Below are 17,200 nucleotides of genomic sequence, written 5' to 3'. Positions count from 1 at the left end.
TCAACATGAACACCGGCCCCGCGGCGACGAACAGGCCGGCGGCGACCTCCGCCCCCACGAGCGCGAACAGCGCCGTGGCGACGAACGCCACCGTCATCACGAACATTGCCAGTCTCGTCACCAACGACCCCTCCCTCGGTGATGGTTCGCCACTCGGTCTGATCCAGGACGCGGCCGTCGTCATCGAGGGCGACACCGTCGTCTGGGTCGGTGAATCAAGCAAAGCACCCGCCTCTGACAATCGCGTCGACGCGGCCGGCCGGGCCGTGATCCCCGGCTTCGTCGACTCCCACTCGCACCTCGTCTTCGCGGGCGACCGCACGGCCGAGTTCAACGCCCGGATGTCCGGCCAGCCCTACAAGGCGGGCGGCATCCGGACGACCGTCGCCGCGACCCGCGCGGCGACGGACGCCGAGCTGTCCGCCAACGTCGCCCGCTACATGTGGGAGGCCCTGCGCCAGGGCACCACCACCTTCGAGACCAAGTCCGGCTACGGCCTCACCGTCGAGGACGAGGCCCGCGCGCTGCGCATCGCCGCCGAGCACACCGACGAGGTCACCTACCTCGGCGCGCACATCGTGTCGCCCGACTACGCCGACGACCCGGCCGGGTACGTCAAGCTGGTCACCGGCGAGATGCTGGACGCCTGTGCCCCGTACGCCCGTTGGGTCGACGTCTTCTGCGAGAAGGGCGCCTTCGACGGCGACCAGGCCCGCGCGATCCTCAAGGCCGGCATGGCGAAGGGCCTGCAGGCCCGCGTGCACGCCAACCAGCTCACGTACGGCCCCGGCGTGCAGCTCGCGGTCGAACTGGACGCGGCGAGCGCCGACCACTGCACCCACCTGACCGACGCCGACATCGACGCGCTCGCCCAGGGCAACACGGTCGCGACGCTGCTGCCGGGCGCCGAGTTCTCCACCCGCGCCGAGTGGCCCGATGCCCGCCGTCTGATCGACGTCGGCGTGACGGTCGCCCTCTCCACGGACTGCAACCCGGGCTCGTCCTTCACGTCCTCGATGCCCTTCTGCATCGCCCTCGCCGTCCGCGACATGCTGATGACGCCCGACGAGGCCCTCTGGTCCGCGACCGCCGGCGGCGCCGCGGCCCTCCGCCGCACCGACGTCGGCCGCCTCACCCCCGGCGCCCGCGCCGACCTCGTCCTCCTCGACGCCCCGTCCCACGTCCACCTGGCCTACCGCCCGGGCGTCCCGCTGGTCTCGGAGGTGTGGCGAAAGGGCGTGCGCGCGGTCTGAGTCAGGCCGAGCCGCGCCCGCATACGTCGACGGGCGCGGCGCTCGTTCCTACTCCTCGACCGTCAGTCCCCGTCGCAGTCGCGCCAGCGTGCGCGACAGCAGGCGGGAGACGTGCATCTGGGAGATGCCCAGTTCCTCGCCGATCTCCGACTGGGTGAGGCCCGCCGTGAAGCGGAGCGAGAGGATGCGGCGTTCGCGGGGCGGGAGGGAGGCGATCATCGGCTTCAGGGACTCGATGTACTCGATGCCCTCGATGCCGTGGTCCTCGTAGCCCAGGCGGTCGGCGAGGGTGGCGCCGTCGGCGTCGGAGTCCTCGGGCGGGGCGTCGAGGGAGGAGGCGGTGTAGGCGTTGGCGGCGGCCATGCCCTCGACGACCTCCTCGGTGCGGATGCCGAGTTCGCGGGCGAGTTCGTCGACCGTGGGGGCCCGGTCGAGGCGCTGGGCGAGTTCGTCGCCGGCCTTGGCGAGGTCGAGGCGGAGTTCCTGGAGTCTGCGCGGGACGTGCACCGACCACGAGGTGTCGCGGAAGAAGCGCTTGATCTCGCCGATGATCGTCGGCATCGCGAAGGTGGGGAACTCGACGCCGCGCGTCAGTTCGAAGCGGTCGATCGCCTTGATCAGGCCGATCGTGCCGACCTGGACGATGTCCTCCATCGGTTCGCTGCGGGTGCGGAACCGCGAGGCGGCGAACTTCACGAGCGCCAGGTTGAGTTCGATCAGGGTGTTGCGGACGTACGCGTACTCGTGGGTGCCCTCCTCCAGGTCGCCGAGGCGGGCGAAGAGGGTCTTCGACAGGGCGCGCGCGTCGTGCGGCGCGATCTCGTCGACGGGCGGAAGCTGGGGCAGGTCCGTGGGGACTGCGAGGTCCGGTACGTCGAGCCGGGGGGACATGGTCTCCTCCATCGTGATGTCTTGCTGCGGTTTGCGGCGCCTCCGAGGCCGGCTATGCGGAACGTGTCCTTCTAGCCCTACCCGCTCGACCACGATGGTTGCAAGTGGCAATTGTCTGGTTTGTTGCGTTTTGGGGTGGAGCTCGTGTGCACAGGAAGAGCCCCGACTTGTATGGTTCGACGCATGAACCGCCAGCACATCGGCAGCGCACCCGGGCGGTTCCGGGTCGAGGTCCGGACCGTGGGGGCGAGCGAGGTGCTCACCCCTGTGGGTGAGCTCGATCACCACACCGCCGAACTGTTGCGTGCGCCACTCGACCGCGCGCTCGACGCGGGCCGCGCACGCCTCGTACTCGACTGCTCACGGCTCGAGTTCTGCGACTCCACCGGACTCAACGTGCTGCTGGCCGCCCGATTGCGGGCGGACGCCGCCGGCGGCGGGGTCCATCTGGCGGGGATGCCGCCCCAAGTCGCCAGGGTCTTCGAGATCACCGGGGCGGACGCCGTCTTCACCCTCCATGAGTCGCTGGACTCGGCCCTTCCCGGCTGAGTCCGGCCGGCCCCCGGCCCGCCCCGGCCCCGTACCGCCCCGACCGCCCTCCTGACCGTCCCTGTGAGGTGAAGCGCTTGATGGAGACTGCCTCCGGCGAGCCCGACGTCCGCCACCTCGTCCTCGGGTCCGCCAGCGGCACCGTGCCGCTCGCCCGCGACTTCACCCGGCAGCTGCTCCACGAGTGGGGCTGGCTGCCCGCCGCCACCGCCGACCGCCGGGCCGCCGCCGAGGACGTCCTCCTCGTCGTCTCCGAACTCGTCACCAACGCCTGCCTGCACGCCGAGGGCCCCGAGAGTCTGCGCGTACTCCGCCTCGCCGGGGTCCTCCGCCTCGAAGTCGCCGACCGCGGCGCCGGCCAGCCCGCGCCGCGCACCCCGCACCGGGCCGGACGCCCCGGCGGCCACGGCATGTTCATCGTGCAGCGGCTCTGCCGCTCCTGGGGCATCGACCGCGTGCCCGGCGCCCCCGGCAAGACCGTCTGGGCCGAACTCGCCGCTCCCGCATAGGACTTTCACAGCCCTCTCTCTTCCCTCCCCAAGGGCCCCGGCGTACCTTGACGGCCAATCTGATAGACCGTCAGTAACTCGCGGTGAGGGGTGCTCGGGGTGCCTAACGTGCCGAACCGGAGAAGAACAGCCAGTGCGCTGACAGCGGCGGTGGCGGTGGCCGGCTCGGCCGTGCTGCTCTCGGCCCCCGCCGCGCACGCCGCCGTCGTCGACGTCAACTACGCGTGCGAGACGAAGATCGGCCCCAAGAGCGCCGTCTCGCCCGTCGACATCACGGCCGCGAAGAGCGGCAGCTCGTACACGATCACGATGTCCTTCGACAAAGGCGTCTCCGACAGTCCTGTCGAGCTGCCGAAGGGTGTCATGACCCCGCGCGCCGAGCTCGTCCTCGGCGGCGCCGACAGCGGCAAGGTCCAGGTCAAGGGCGCCCCCAACACCGCGGCGATCCCGCCCAACACCCCCATCAAGATCGGGAAGTTGACGGGCACGTACACGCCGAAGAAGAGCGGCAGGGTCACCTTCACGGCCGGGACCCTCACCGTCCACGCGCTCGGCATGGACGCCGCCGTCTGCAAGCCGACCAACAGCCCCAAGCCGTCCCTGGAGCTGGACGTCACCGCCGCGGGCGGCTCCGGCGGGTCCGACGGCGGGCCCTCCGGTGCTACGGACTCCGGTGGCGGTTCCGGCGGGCAGCTGCCCAAGACCGGGCCGCTCGACTCCGCCGCCGCGCTCGGCACCCTCGGCGGCACCGTGCTGCTGACCGGCGCGGCCGGGGTGCTCTGGCTCACCCGGCGTACGGCGCGCTGATGCGGGCGGCACGGGCGGGGTGGGCGGTACGGGCAGTACGGGCAGGGCAGGCGGTACGGGCGGGGCAGGCGGTACGGGCGGGGCTCGGGGCCGTCGCGATCCTCGGCGTGCTCGCGGCCGCCCCGCCGCCCCGCGCCGCCGAGGCCTGGACGGCGACGCCCGCCGCCGGCCGCCCGTACGTCTATCTGGAGGGCGCCGCCGGCAGCGTCCTCCAGGACACCCTGTCCGTCACCAACCGCACCTCCGGGCCGCTCACCGTACGGCTCACCGGCCAGGGCGCGCCCGTCGCCTTCGCCGCCCGCACCGTGACCGTGCCCGCCCGGACCCGCGCCGACGTGCCCTTCGCCGTCACCGTCACGGCCGACACCCCGCCCGGGGAGCGCAGAGGCGCGGTACGGGCCGAGGCCGCCGGCCGCGCGGCGGTCGTCCCGCTCCACCTCAGGGTCAGCGGGCCGCGGCTCGCCGCGCTCACCGTCGAGGACGTGACGGTCGACCGCGCGCGCGGCATCCGCTACACCCTGGTCAACCGCGGCAACACCGTCCTCGCCCCGCGCCTCGCCGTGCACGCCGACGGCGTCCTCGGCACCGTCCTCGACCGCCCCGAGCGCCCGCTCCCGCTCGTCCTGCGCCCCGGCGAGCGCGCCACCCGCACCGAACCCTGGCCCGACCCGCCCGCGCTCGACTCGGTCACCGTCCGGCTGACCGCCGGCGCGCCCGACGCGGCCCCCGCGACCGCCCGCGCGGACGCCTCCTTCGCCTCCCCGGCGGGCCTCGGCGGCGCGGCGGCCGTCCTCCTCGCGGCGGCGGGCCCGGCCACGTACGCGATACGGAGGAGACGACGATGACCCACCCGCGTACGGCGCCGCTCTCCGTCCTGCTCCTCGCGCTCCTCACGCTCCTCGCACTGTCGCCGACCACGCCCGCGACCGCCGCACCCGGTCCGACCGCCGCGCTCTCGCAGAGCGAGGGCGGGAAGGGCGGCGAGATCACCGTCAGCGGCTCCGGCTGGAAGCCCGGCGCGTTGCTGATGCTGCTGGTCTGCGGCCAGTCCGCGCCCGGCAGGGGCGTCATCGGCGGCACCAACTCCTGCGCCAACACCGACGGGCGCGCCGCCACCGTCGACGCCAAGGGCACCTTCAGCCAGAAACTGCCGGTCGCCGAACCGCCCAGGCCCTGCCCCTGCGTGGTGCACGTCGCCGGGGTCACGGGGCAGCAGGACGTCGTCGACGTCGCCTTCACCGTCGCGGGGCACCCGACCGCCCCGCTGCCGGAGGCCACCGGCAGCGGCCGGCTCGTGCCGCTCACCTCGGCCCGGCTCGAAGGCTCCAGTGGCGTCCTCGTCTGGTTCGGCGCGCCGGCACGCCGCGAGGTCGTCGTCACCCTCGGCAACCTGGGCCAGACCACCGTCAAGGACCCCGTCTTCGAGGTCGGCAGCAGCCACGGGGTCTTCTCGCCGCAGTACGACGAGCGGCAGTGGCGCGGCACGATCGCACCCGGCCGGAAGGCCCTGGTGCGGCTGCCCGTCGAGCTCACCGCGGGCGCGCACGGCGACTACCAGGTCTCGGTGAGGTACGGCGGGAAGGTGCTCGTCGAGCAGCCGTGGGGCGTGGGGCGGCCGTGGGGCGTGGTGCTCTTCTGGCTGCTGCTCGCGGTCGTCGTCCCGGCCGCCCTCTTCCGTATCGGCATGGCGATCGTCGACAAGGTCAGGCCGGAGGCGGCCCGGGCCCCCGCCCGGCGCCGCGCCCGGCGCCCCCAACGGGCCCGCCGAGCCCCGGTGTCCGAGCCCGAGCCCGAACCCGTACCGACCGCGGCCCTGCCGTGGTTCACCCCCGACGCCGCACCGTCCACACCGTCCGCACCGTCCGCACCGCCCGAGAACAGCCCGACGAGGAAGGAACTGTCGTGAGCACGCAACGGAGGACGACCGCGGCCGGGATCGCGCTGATGCTCGGCGGCGCGGGGATCCTGCTGACCGCGAGCCCCGCCCAGGCCGCCGAGGTCTCGTACAAGACCGAGTGCATCCCGCCCGCCATCTCCGGCCTGCCGCCGGTGGAGGGCACGACCAAGGTGCAGATCACCGCGCCCGCGCAGGCCAAGGTCGGCGACGAGGTGGAGGTGGTCTGGAAGACGGTCGAGGCCGCGTCCAAGAACCCGGACATCCTCGACCTGGACAAGGACACCGTGAAGCCGACCGGGGTGATCAACCTCGGTGGCGCGGCGAGCGGCACGCTGGCGATGGAGGGCCCGCGGCAGAACCCGCCGATCAAGAAGAACAGCCCGATGGTCCTGCCGGACATGAAGGGCAAGCTGAAGCTGGCCAAGGCGGGCGACGTGACCCTGACGCCCGACAAGTACAACATCAACGTCTCCAAGCCGATGTCCACGGACACCAAGTGCTCCCCGAAGGAGACGGTCGCGGTCGGCGCCACGATCAAGGTCACCGACGGGGGCTCGTCGGGCGGCTCCGGTTCCGGCGGCGGTACGGGCGGGAGCACCACGTCCGGCGGCACGACGACCTCCGGTGGGTCCACCTCCGGCGGCACCACGACCTCCGGCGGCACCACGACCTCCGGCGGGTCCGCCTCCGGCGGCACGACCACGTCCGGCGGCACGACCACCTCCGGCGGGTCCACCGGCGGCGGGGGCGGCGGACAGACCGACTTCCACGGCAAGCAGGTGTCGGTCACGTTCGCCTGTCAGGCGCCCGGGCCGGCCTCCATCAGCTCCAAGGTCACCATCGACGCCAAGAAGAGCGGTGGCTCCTACGCCCTCACCGTCAGGACGGCCAAGGGCGTCATGAACAGCCCCGCCGCCCTCCCCGCCGGTGCCCTCAAGCCCTCCATGGACGTGAAGCTCGGCGGCGCCGACTCCGGCTCGGTGAAGGTCACCGGACCCGGCAACCCCGCCCCGCTGGAGGCGGGCAAGCCCGTCGACCTGCCGGACATGACGGGCACGTACAAGCCGGGCGCGAGCGGGAAGTCCACGCTGAGCCCCGGGAAGCTCACCATCAGCGTCTCGCTCGGCGGCTCGCCGATCGTGATCCCCTGCGAGGTCAAGGGCTCCGTGCAGGCGTCCCTGACCCTGGACACCAGCAAGCAGGCGGGCGGCGCCTCCGGCGGCACCGGCACCTCCGGCGGCTCCACGTCCGCCTCCGGCGGTTCCGGCGGCTCCTCGGGCGGCGGCCTCGCCGAGACCGGGGCGGGCGACGACGGCGCCCTGCGCGCCCTCGCGCTGGTGGCCGGCACGGTGATCCTGCTGGGCGGCGCGGTGTTCACGTTCACGCCGTGGGCGAAGCTCCGCCGCTAGGAGGAACGCACGGGAGACGACGTACGGGAAACGCCGTACGGGAAACGGCGAAGGCCGCCGCACCGAACCCGGTGCGGCGGCCTTCGTACGTACGTCAGGCGGGTACGTCCGTCAGTGGACGTCGCCCATGAGCGCCTTGACCTTCTTGCGGTACATGAACACCGCGACGGCGGCGGCGCTGGCGGCCGCGGCCTGCAGGGCGATGATGCCCGTGCCGTTCAGGTCGACGCCCGCGAGGGAGAGCAGACCCGTGGTGCAGTCACCGGCGGTGACGGCGAGGAACCAGACACCCAGCATCTGCGAGGAGTACTTCTGCGGCGCCATCTTCGTGGTGACCGAGAGGCCGACCGGCGAAAGGCACAGCTCCGCGATGGTCTGGATCATGTAGATCCCGACCAGCCACATCGGGCTGACCTTGGCGTCGCCGGTGGCCAGGCCGATCGGGGCGAGGAAGACGAAGAACGAGATGCCGATGCCCAGCAGACCCAGCGAGAACTTCACGATGGTGCTCGGCTCCTGGTTGCGGCGGGCGAGCCACAGCCACAGCCAGGCGAAGACCGGAGCCAGCGCCATGACGAAGAGCGGGTTGAGCGACTGGAACCAGGTGGCCGGGAAGCTCAGCGGACCGATGTGGTCGCTGGTCTTGCTGTCCGCGAAGAGGGACAGGGTCGAGCCACCCTGGTCGTAGATCATCCAGAAGGCGGCGGCGGCCACGAAGAACCAGATGTAGCCGGAGACCTTCGACTGCTCGGCCTTGTCGAGCTCCTTGTCGCGCTTGATGCGCACCAGGACGGCGATCGGGATGAGCAGACCGGCCAGGGTGATCGGGACGAGGGCCCAGTTCAGGGTGTACATGCCGAGGGCGACGACGGCCGCGTAGAAGACGGCGACGACGGCGACCGTGACGGCGACCTTGACGATGACGGCCTTGCGCTCGGCGTCGGAGAGCGGGTTCGGGACCCGGTTGCTCTTCTCGCTCAGGTGCTTGGTGCCGAAGAGGAACTGGGCCAGGCCGATCGCCATGCCGATGGCGGCGAGCAGGAAGCCGAAGTGCCAGTTGTAGCTCTCACCGACGGTGCCGATGACCAGCGGCGCGATGAAGGCACCGAGGTTGATGCCGATGTAGAAGAGCGTGAAGCCACCGTCACGGCGCGCGTCGTCCGGGCCGTCGTAGAGGTGGCCCACCATCGTCGAGATGTTGGCCTTCAGCAGACCGGAACCGACGGCGACGAGCGCGAGACCGGCGAAGAACGCGGCCTGGCCGGGTATCGCGAGCGCGGTGTGACCGGCCATGATCACGAAGCCGGCGATGGTGACCGTCTTGCGGGCACCCCACACGCGGTCACCGAACCAGCCACCGGGCATGGCCATCAGGTAGACCATCGACACGTACACGGAGTAGATCGCCGTGGCCGTGGCGGCCGTCATGGCGAGGCCGCCGCCCTGGCTGCCCGTGGCGGCGTCGGTGCCGCCGGAGACCAGGTACAGGACGAGAAGGGCGCGCATGCCGTAGTAGGAGAAGCGCTCCCACATCTCGGTCATGAAGAGAGTGGCCAGGCCGCGGGGGTGGCCGAAGAACGTCTTCCCGGAACCAGAGGTTCCGGTAGAAGGCGTGGCGAGGGTGGACGCCATGTCGATCCTTGCTCTGTCGGGACGCGCGCTTCGTGAGCGGGGTGCGCCCGGTGGGGGAGGCCGGCACCGGCGAGGTGCGGTCGCACCTCTCCGGGATCCACGCCCTGACGCGTCATCGCGCCGTCGGACCCGGCCCACAGGTCATTCACTGTCCTCAAGACCGCCGACGGCGACTTGTGCAGAAAAGAGACCCTTGGCGCCTCAACACGGCCAAAGGTCCCCGATTACCGCTACAGAACTCTCGCCACCATACGACACGACACTGCCCGTTATGGAAGGACTTGAGAGATGGATCACAGGCCCTGACGGAACCAACTTCGCTCTTTCGAAGGTCCCAAGCCACTTGGGGTTCATGATCCACAGGGTCGCGGATGCCAGGCGCACGACGGGGGGACGGGGCTGTGGATCACGCCCCGGCACCGCCGCCACGCGGACTACCATCACCTTCATGACCCGTGTACTGCTCGCCGAGGACGACGCCTCCATCTCGGAACCGCTGGCCCGCGCCCTGCGGCGGGAGGGATACGAGGTCGAGGTCAGAGAGGACGGCCCGACCGCCCTCGACGCCGGACTCCAGGGCGGGGTCGACCTGGTCGTGCTCGACCTCGGTCTGCCCGGCATGGACGGCCTGGAGGTCGCCCGGCGGCTGCGCGCCGAGGGCCACACGGTGCCCATCCTGGTGCTCACCGCCCGCGCCGACGAGGTCGACACGGTCGTCGGCCTCGACGCCGGCGCCGACGACTACGTCACCAAGCCCTTCCGTCTCGCCGAACTGCTCGCCCGCGTCCGGGCCCTGCTGCGGCGCGGCGCCACCGAGCCGGCCACCGCGCCCACCACCCACGGCGTGCGCATCGACGTCGAGTCGCACCGCGCCTGGATGGGCGACGAGGAGCTGCAGCTCACCGCCAAGGAGTTCGACCTGCTCCGGGTGCTGGTCCGGGACGCCGGCCGGGTCGTCACCCGCGACCAGCTGATGCGCGAGGTCTGGGACACCACCTGGTGGTCCTCCACCAAGACCCTCGACATGCACATCTCCTGGCTGCGCAAGAAGCTCGGCGACGACGCGGCCAACCCGCGGTACATCGCCACCGTCCGCGGCGTGGGCTTCCGCTTCGAGAAGAACTGACAGCGAAGGTACGTTCCGGGGTGCGCCGCCGTCTGATCAACTCCACGCTCGCCGTGGTGCTCGTCGTCATCGCCGTGTTCGGCAGCGCCCTCGTCATCGTCGAGACCCGCACGATCACCGAGGGCGCCCAGGAGAGCGTGGACTCCGAGGCACTGCGGATCGTCTCGATCGTCGACAGCCGGCTGATCGGCGGCGAGCCGGTCACCCCGGACATCCTCGCCGAGCAGAGCGGTGCCAAGCGGTACGCGCACATCAGCATCCCCGGCCGCCCGCCGATCGAGATCGGGGCCCGGCCGGGCGGCAGCGTGATCCGCGGCCACGCCGAGGGCGAGCGCGGCGAGCAGGTGGTGGTCGAGGAGTCCCGCTCCACGATCACCTCCGAGGTCCTCAGCACCACCATGACCACCGGCGGGGTGGCGCTGCTCTGCGTCGTGGCGGCCGTGCTCCTCGCCGTACGGCAGGCCAACAAGCTGTCCGCGCCGCTCACCGACCTCGCCGAGACCGCCGAGCGGCTCGGCTCCGGCGACCCGCGCCCGCGCCACAAGCGGTACGGGGTGCCCGAGCTGGACCGGGTCGCGGACGTCCTCGACGCCTCCGCCGAGCGGATCGCGCGGATGCTCACCGCCGAGCGCCGGCTCGCCGCCGACGCCTCCCACCAGCTCCGTACGCCCCTCACCGCGCTCTCCATGCGCCTGGAGGAGGTGGCCGTCGCCGACGACCTGGAGACGGTCCGGGAGGAGGCCACGATCGCGCTCACGCAGGTCGAGCGGCTCACGGACGTGGTCGAGCGGCTGCTCACGAACTCGCGCGACCCGCGGACCGGCTCCGCGGTCGCCTTCGACCTCGACGAGGTCATCACCCAGCAGCTGGCGGAGTGGCGGCCGGCCTACCGCAGCGCGGGCCGCGCCATCGTGCACTCCGGCAAGCAGGGCATGCGGGCCGTCGGCACCCCCGGCGCGGTCGCTCAGGTCCTCGCCGCCCTCATCGAGAACTCGCTCATGCACGGCGGCGGCACGGTCGCCCTGCGCACCCGCGTCACCGGCAACCAGTCGGTGATCGAGGTGACCGACGAGGGCCCCGGCGTCCCCGCGGACCTCGGCGCGCGGATCTTCGAGCGGGCGGTCAGCGGCCGCAGCTCCACCGGGATCGGCCTGGCGGTGGCCCGCGACCTCGCGGAGGCGGACGGCGGCCGCCTGGAACTGCTCCAGCAGCAGCCGCCGGTCTTCGCGCTCTTCCTGAGCCGCGAGGTCAGGAGCCGCACGCAGCCGGAGCGCCCGGTCCGCTGACCAGGCCCTTCACATGATCGGCTTGAGGTGATCAGACGCGGTCGGGCTGCTTGCGGGTGGCCTGACGCGGCGCCTGCTCCAGGAAGGACTCGGCGGTCTGCACGGCCTCCTTCGCCGGCAGGGCCTTGAAGACCCAGGTGCGGTACGACCAGAAGCGGAACAGCGTCGCGACGCCGATGCCGGAGAACTTGAAGAAGTTGCTCTGCAGCGGGGTGTCCCAGCCGAAGCCGTACGTCGCCACGAACAGCACGCCGTTCTCGATGACCATGCCGACGACGCTGAACAGCAGGAAAAGGATCAGTTCCTTCGTACGGCCGGACTTGTCGCGGTCGCGGTACGTGAAGTAGCGGAACCCCACGTAGTTGAAGAGGATCGCCACGATCGTGGCGATGATGCTCGCCCGTACCACCGGAAGCCCGGTGAGGTGGCGGACCAGGTTGAAGACCACCAGGTTCACGAGGACGCCGAGTCCGCCGACGACCCCGAACTTGGCGACTTCGCGGACGAGCCGGTCCACTCGCATGCGCAGCGCGCCGGGTTCACTCATCGTGATGGCTCTGTCCTGTCCGTTGACCCCTCGACGCCGGACGGCGTCAACCAAGCCATGCTAACCACGCCACCCCCCGACTGCCCGGGAAGGCCGCGTTCCGTGCGCGTTCCGTAGGCGAGCCCACCCGACCTGTGACAAAACACAGCCGGACGAGGGTCCGCCACTTGTGCGGATACCCTAAGAGGGTGACGTTCCCGGTAGTCGGCATGGTCGGCGGCGGTCAGCTCGCTCGTATGACACACGAGGCAGGCATCCCGCTCGGCATCAAGTTCAAGCTCCTCAGTGACACCCCGCAGGACTCGGCGGCCCAGGTGGTCAGCGACGTCGTCATCGGCGACTATCGCGACCTGGACACGCTGCGTGACTTCGCGCGCGGTTGTGACGTGATCACCTTCGACCACGAGCACGTGCCCGCGGAGCACCTCGCGGCCCTGGAGGCGGACGGCGTCGTCGTCCGGCCCGGCCGCGCGGCCCTCGCGCACGCCCAGGACAAGGGGGTGATGCGGGCGAAGCTCGACGAGATCGGCGCGCCCAGCCCGCGGCACCGCATCGTGGCCGACCCGGCCGACGCGGCGGCCTTCGCCGCCGAGGGCGAGGGTTTCCCGATCATCCTCAAGACCGTCCGCGGCGGCTACGACGGCAAGGGCGTCTGGTTCGTCCGGTCGGAGGCCGACGCCCACGACGCCTTCAAGGCCGGCGTGGCGGTGCTCGCCGAGGAGAAGGTCGACTTCTCCCGCGAGCTGGCGGCGAACATCGTCCGTTCGCCGCACGGACAGGCCGTGGCGTACCCGGTCGTCGAGTCCCGTCAGGTCGACGGCGTCTGCGACACCGTGATCGCGCCCGCGCCCGAGCTCTCCGACGAGCTGGCCGGGCAGGCCCAGGAGCTGGCGCTGCGCATCGCCAAGGAGCTGGACGTCGTCGGCCACCTCGCCGTCGAGCTGTTCGAGACCCGTGACGGCCGCATCCTCGTCAACGAGCTCGCCATGCGCCCGCACAACTCCGGCCACTGGAGCCAGGACGGCGCGGTGACCTCGCAGTTCGCCAACCACGTCCGGGCCGTCCTGGACCTTCCGCTGGGCGACCCGCGCCCGCGCGCGAAGTGGACCGTGATGTGCAACGTCCTCGGCGGCGACTTCCCGGACATGTACTCCGCGTACCTGCACTGCATGGCCCGCGACCCGCAGCTGAAGATCCACATGTACGGCAAGGACGTGAAGCCCGGCCGTAAGGTCGGTCACGTCAACACCTACGGCGACGACCTGGACGAGGTGCTGGAGCGCGCCCGCCACGCCGCCGACTACCTGCGAGGGACGATCGTTGAGTAACCCGGCTGACGGCAACCCGCTCATCGGCATCGCGATGGGATCCGACTCGGACTGGACCGTCATGGAGGCCGCCGCACAGGCCCTGGACGAGTTCGAGATCCCGTACGAGGTCAACGTGCTCTCCGCGCACCGCATGCCGCGCGAGATGATCACGTACGGCGAGGAGGCCGCCGAGCGCGGCCTCAAGGCGATCATCGCGGGCGCCGGCGGCGCGGCCCATCTGCCGGGCATGCTCGCCTCGGTCACCCCGCTGCCGGTCATCGGCGTGCCGGTGCCGCTGAAGTACCTCGACGGCATGGACTCGCTGCTCTCGATCGTCCAGATGCCGGCCGGCGTCCCGGTCGCCACCGTCTCGGTCGCCGGCGCCCGCAACGCGGGCCTGCTCGCCGCCCGGATGCTCGCCGCGCACGACTCCGAACTGCTCGGCCGCATGAAGGAGTTCCAGCAGGAGCTCAACGACCAGGCCACGGAGAAGGGCAAGCGGCTGCGGCAGAAGGTCGAGGGCTCGGCGTCCTTCGGGTTCGCCCAGTGACCGGCGCCGGCGAGACCGCCGCCGGCCGGCTCGCGGAGGCGCGGGAACTCCTCGCCTCCGCCCCCGTCGTCGACGGGCACAACGACCTGCCCTGGGCCCTGCGCGAGCACTGCGGCTACGACCTCGACAAGCTCGACATCGCCGGCGACCAGTCCGGCGCCCTGCACACCGACCTCGCCCGGCTGCGGGCCGGCGGCGTCGGCGCCCAGTTCTGGTCCGTGTACGTGCCCGGCGGACTCGCCGGCGACCACGCGGTGAGCGCCACCCTGGAGCAGATCGACGCCGTCGACCTGCTCCTCGCGCGGTACGGGGCCGACCTCGCGCCCGCGCTGACCGCCGACGACATGGAGGCGGCCCGCGCGGAGGGCCGGATCGCCTCCCTCAAGGGCGCCGAGGGCGGCCACTCCATCAACAACTCGCTGGCCACCCTGCGCGCCCTGCACACCCTGGGCGTGCGGTACATGACGCTCACCCACAACGAGAACAACGACTGGGCGGACTCGGCCACCGACGAGCCGCGGCACGGCGGGCTCACCGCCTTCGGCCGCGAGGTCGTCCGCGAGATGAACCGCACCGGCATGCTCGTCGACCTCTCGCACGTCGCCGCGACGACGATGCGGGACGCGCTCGACACCACCGCCGCGCCGGTGATCTTCTCGCACTCCTCGTCCCGCGCGGTCTGCCCCCACCCGCGCAACATCCCGGACGACGTGCTGGAGCGGCTGCCGGCCAACGGCGGCGTGGCGATGGCGACCTTCGTGCCGAAGTTCATCCTCCCGGCGGCGGTCGAGTGGACGAACCGGGCCGACGAGAACCTCCGCGCGCACGGCTTCCACCACCTCGACACCACCGCGCCGGCGATGGCGCTGCACCGCGCCTTCGAGGCGGAGAACCCGCGTCCGATCGCCACGGCCGCCACGGTCGCCGACCACCTCGACCACATGCGCGAGGTCGCCGGCATCGACCACATCGGCATCGGCGGCGACTACGACGGCACGGCGTTCACCCCGTCCGGCCTCGACGACGTGGCCGGCTACCCGAACCTGATCGCGGAGCTGCTCGTACGCGGCTGGTCGCGCGCGGACCTGGCGAAGCTGACGTGGTCGAACGCGGTACGGGTGCTGCGGGACGCGGAGTCGGTGGCGCGGGAGCAGCGGGCGCTGCGCGGCCCGTCGGTGGCGACGATCAAATCCCTCGCGGCCGCAACGAACTGACGGTGCGTCACCGAGGGTCCCGGTTCGGTCGGGATCCTCGGGTGCGCCCCGCGAGCCCCCCGGGGCTCCGGGCTGCGCCCGCCCCCGGGGCCTCGGTGCGTCCCGCCCCCCTGGGGCTCCGCCCAGCCCCGTGGGCTGCGCCCGCCCCTGGGGCTCCGCCCAGCCCTGTGGGCTGCGCCCGCCCCTGGGGCTCCGCCCAGCCCCGTGGGCTGCGCCCGCCCCTGGGGCTCCGCCCCACCCCGTGTGGGCTGCCGTCGCGCCTCACCTCCCCCCCCGTGTGGGCAATCGTCCCTCCCCCAGACTTCGTCCGGGGGTGCCCCCAGGCGGGACGGGTGGGCACACGGGACGGCGCCCACGCGGGCGCCTCCGCCCCCTGCGCCTGGACCCGCACCACGACCGCGCCGCCGTCGGGCCGGGCGTCAACGCGCGAGGAGCCTAGGCCCGGCAAGGGGCGACGTCCCGTTGTGCCCACCCGTCCCGCCCCAGCGGGACGAATGCCCACAACGGGGGGCGACGGGGCGCCGCCCCAGCAAGCGCAGCCAGCAACGGGGGCGGGGGTGGAAGCGAGGCGGGAGCGGGCCGAGGAGGGCCGCCCTGGCGGGGCGTCGCCCGCATGGGGCGGGTGGCGGCTCGGGGGTCAGGCTCGGGGGCGGCCCATCGCTCGGTACGTCCAGCCCGCCTCGCGCCACCGCGCCGGGTCCAGCGCGTTGCGGCCGTCGAGGATGACGGGGGAGGAGACGACCGCGGCCAGGGCGGCCGGGTCGAGGGCGTCGCGGAACTCACGCCATTCGGTGAGGTGGAGCACGACGTCGGCGCCGCGCGCGGCGTCGAGCGCCGAGTCCGCGTAGCCGAGCGTCGGGAAGAGGCGCCGCGCGTTGGGCATGCCCTTGGGGTCGTAGACGGTGACCTGGCCGCCCTGGAGGTGGATCTGACCGGCGACGTTGAGCGCCGGCGAGTCGCGGACGTCGTCCGAGTCGGGCTTGAAGGTCGCGCCGAGGACCGCGACCCGCTTGCCGAGGAAGCCGCCGCCGAGCGCCTCGCGGGCCATCTCGACCATGGACGCGCGGCGCCGCATGTTGATGGAGTCGATCTCGCGGAGGAAGGTCAGCGCCTGGTCGGCGCCCAGCTCGCCGGCCCGGGCCATGAAGGCCCGGATGTCCTTGGGCAGGCAGCCGCCGCCGAAGCCGATCCCGGCCCGCAGGAACTTGTTGCCGATCCGCTCGTCGTGCCCGATCGCCTCGGCCAGCTTGGCGACGTCGCCGCCGGCGGCCTCGCAGACCTCCGCCATCGCGTTGATGAAGGAGATCTTCGTGGCGAGGAAGGAGTTCGCGGAGGTCTTCACGAGTTCGGCGGTCGGGTAGTCCGTCACCACGAAGGGCGAGCCCTCCGCGATCGGCCCCGCGTACACCTCGCGCAGCACCTTCTCGTACCGCTCGCCGTCCGTGCCCTCGGGCACGCCGACCACGACCCGGTCCGGGTGCAGCGTGTCCTGCACGGCGAAGCCCTCGCGCAGGAACTCCGGGTTCCAGGCAAGGCCGACGCCCTCCGGCAGCAGCGCGGCGAGCCGCTGCGCCGAGCCCACCGGCACGGTCGACTTGCCGACGACCAGCGCCCCCTCGCGTACGACGCCCGCGAGGGACGCGAAGGCGGCGTCCACGTACGACATGTCGCACGCGTACTCGCCGTGCTTCTGCGGAGTGTTCACGCAGACGAAGTGGACGTCACCGAAGGCGCCGGCCTCCTCCCAGGAGGTCGTGAAGCGCAGCCGCCCGCTGGATCCCTCGATCCCGGCGACGTGCCGCGCGAGCAGCTCCTCAAGGCCGGGCTCGTACATCGGGACGCGCCCGCCCGCGAGCATCTCGATCTTCTCGGGTACGACGTCGAGACCGAGGACCTCGAAGCCGAGCTCCGCCATGGCCGCGGCGTGGGTGGCGCCGAGGTAGCCGGTGCCGATCACGGTGATCTTGAGGGCCATGCGGTCTCCAGTGAGGAGTCGAGGTCGGGCGGAATGCCTGCCCGAGCATAGTCGGGGCCTGGCTCCGCGCCCGGTCTCGCCCTACCATTTCGGTTACTTAACGGTAGTTAGCAAGCGTGGGAGTGAATGAGCGTGAGCGGTTCCGCCGATTTCGACCTGTATCGCCTGTCGGAGGAGCACGAGATGCTCCGGGAGACGGTCCGTTCGCTGGCGGAGGCGAAGATCACGCCGTTCGCCGCCGCGGT

Annotated in this window: 16 protein-coding genes; 12 read left to right on the top strand and 4 right to left on the bottom strand. The window is 72.1% G+C overall.

Annotated elements, in window-relative coordinates; genetic code table 11:
- Positions 1-5 precede the first annotated feature (5 nt).
- Positions 6-1,253, top strand: coding sequence for an imidazolonepropionase (gene hutI / locus ACIRSU_RS35360; protein ID WP_403801382.1), 1,248 nt, complete (start codon positions 6-8; stop codon positions 1,251-1,253).
- Between the two features lie 48 nt (positions 1,254-1,301).
- Here hutI and ACIRSU_RS35355 read toward each other — a convergent pair whose 3' ends face one another.
- The gene (locus tag ACIRSU_RS35355; RefSeq protein WP_403801379.1) at positions 1,302-2,156 is read right to left on the bottom strand and encodes an RNA polymerase sigma factor SigF; all 855 of its coding nucleotides are present in this window, start codon (positions 2,154-2,156) and stop codon (positions 1,302-1,304) included.
- Positions 2,157-2,327: 171 nt separating this feature from the next.
- On the opposite strand from ACIRSU_RS35355, the gene ACIRSU_RS35350 reads away from it, so the two are divergent.
- The 6 genes from ACIRSU_RS35350 (at position 2,328) to ACIRSU_RS35325 (ending at position 7,315) form a co-directional block, all read left to right on the top strand.
- A complete protein-coding gene (locus tag ACIRSU_RS35350; protein WP_403801377.1) occupies positions 2,328-2,693 on the top strand; it encodes an STAS domain-containing protein in 366 nt (121 codons plus the stop codon).
- Between the two features lie 80 nt (positions 2,694-2,773).
- Entirely contained in the window at positions 2,774-3,202 is a 429-nt protein-coding gene (locus tag ACIRSU_RS35345; RefSeq protein WP_403801374.1) for an ATP-binding protein, read from the top strand.
- 108 nt (positions 3,203-3,310) lie between these two features.
- A complete protein-coding gene (locus tag ACIRSU_RS35340; RefSeq protein ID WP_403801371.1) occupies positions 3,311-4,009 on the top strand; it encodes a peptidase in 699 nt (232 codons plus the stop codon).
- On the top strand, positions 4,009-4,854 hold the full coding sequence (locus ACIRSU_RS35335; protein WP_403801368.1) for a hypothetical protein: 846 nt from the start codon (positions 4,009-4,011) through the stop codon (positions 4,852-4,854). Before ACIRSU_RS35340 ends, ACIRSU_RS35335 begins: the two co-directional genes overlap by 1 nt.
- The gene (locus tag ACIRSU_RS35330) at positions 4,851-5,915 is read left to right on the top strand and encodes a hypothetical protein (RefSeq protein ID WP_403801366.1); all 1,065 of its coding nucleotides are present in this window, start codon (positions 4,851-4,853) and stop codon (positions 5,913-5,915) included. Before ACIRSU_RS35335 ends, ACIRSU_RS35330 begins: the two co-directional genes overlap by 4 nt.
- Before the next feature lie 38 nt (positions 5,916-5,953).
- A complete protein-coding gene (locus ACIRSU_RS35325) occupies positions 5,954-7,315 on the top strand; it encodes a hypothetical protein (RefSeq protein ID WP_403801601.1) in 1,362 nt (453 codons plus the stop codon).
- Between the two features lie 111 nt (positions 7,316-7,426).
- Here ACIRSU_RS35325 and ACIRSU_RS35320 read toward each other — a convergent pair whose 3' ends face one another.
- On the bottom strand, positions 7,427-8,947 hold the full coding sequence (locus tag ACIRSU_RS35320; protein WP_403801363.1) for a peptide MFS transporter: 1,521 nt from the start codon (positions 8,945-8,947) through the stop codon (positions 7,427-7,429).
- Positions 8,948-9,395: 448 nt separating this feature from the next.
- Between ACIRSU_RS35320 and ACIRSU_RS35315 the strand changes: the two genes are divergently transcribed.
- Together ACIRSU_RS35315 and ACIRSU_RS35310 are read left to right on the top strand one after the other, a co-directional pair.
- Positions 9,396-10,073, top strand: a complete 678-nt coding sequence (locus ACIRSU_RS35315; protein ID WP_403801360.1) for a response regulator transcription factor — start codon at positions 9,396-9,398, stop codon at positions 10,071-10,073.
- A gap of 20 nt (positions 10,074-10,093) precedes the next feature.
- Positions 10,094-11,359, top strand: a complete 1,266-nt coding sequence (locus ACIRSU_RS35310) for an ATP-binding protein (protein ID WP_403801358.1) — start codon at positions 10,094-10,096, stop codon at positions 11,357-11,359.
- A 31-nt stretch (positions 11,360-11,390) separates the two neighbouring features.
- Here ACIRSU_RS35310 and ACIRSU_RS35305 read toward each other — a convergent pair whose 3' ends face one another.
- Complete coding sequence (locus ACIRSU_RS35305) at positions 11,391-11,906, bottom strand: GtrA family protein (protein WP_403801355.1); 516 nt, start codon at positions 11,904-11,906, stop codon at positions 11,391-11,393.
- Between the two features lie 209 nt (positions 11,907-12,115).
- On the opposite strand from ACIRSU_RS35305, the gene ACIRSU_RS35300 reads away from it, so the two are divergent.
- From ACIRSU_RS35300 to ACIRSU_RS35290, 3 genes are read left to right on the top strand one after another with little or no spacing between them, the layout of a single operon-like run.
- Positions 12,116-13,234, top strand: a complete 1,119-nt coding sequence (locus tag ACIRSU_RS35300) for a 5-(carboxyamino)imidazole ribonucleotide synthase (protein WP_403801598.1) — start codon at positions 12,116-12,118, stop codon at positions 13,232-13,234.
- A 34-nt stretch (positions 13,235-13,268) separates the two neighbouring features.
- Positions 13,269-13,766, top strand: a complete 498-nt coding sequence (gene purE, locus ACIRSU_RS35295; RefSeq protein WP_403801595.1) for a 5-(carboxyamino)imidazole ribonucleotide mutase — start codon at positions 13,269-13,271, stop codon at positions 13,764-13,766.
- Positions 13,763-14,980 carry a dipeptidase gene (locus ACIRSU_RS35290; protein WP_403801352.1) on the top strand — a complete coding sequence of 406 codons (1,218 nt, stop codon included), beginning with the start codon at positions 13,763-13,765 and terminating at the stop codon, positions 14,978-14,980. Before purE ends, ACIRSU_RS35290 begins: the two co-directional genes overlap by 4 nt.
- A gap of 637 nt (positions 14,981-15,617) precedes the next feature.
- Here ACIRSU_RS35290 and ACIRSU_RS35285 read toward each other — a convergent pair.
- Positions 15,618-16,955: a UDP-glucose dehydrogenase family protein gene (locus tag ACIRSU_RS35285; RefSeq protein ID WP_403801349.1), complete on the bottom strand. Its 1,338-nt coding sequence runs from the start codon at positions 16,953-16,955 to the stop codon at positions 15,618-15,620.
- Between the last annotated feature and the right edge of the window lie 245 nt (positions 16,956-17,200).

The sequence above is a fragment of the Streptomyces sp. NPDC101160 genome, from assembly GCF_044768205.1.
Lineage (GTDB): Bacteria > Actinomycetota > Actinomycetes > Streptomycetales > Streptomycetaceae > Streptomyces.
The sequence above is the reverse complement of the archived record's forward strand: the minus strand, read 5'-3'. Positions and strand labels throughout refer to the sequence as shown.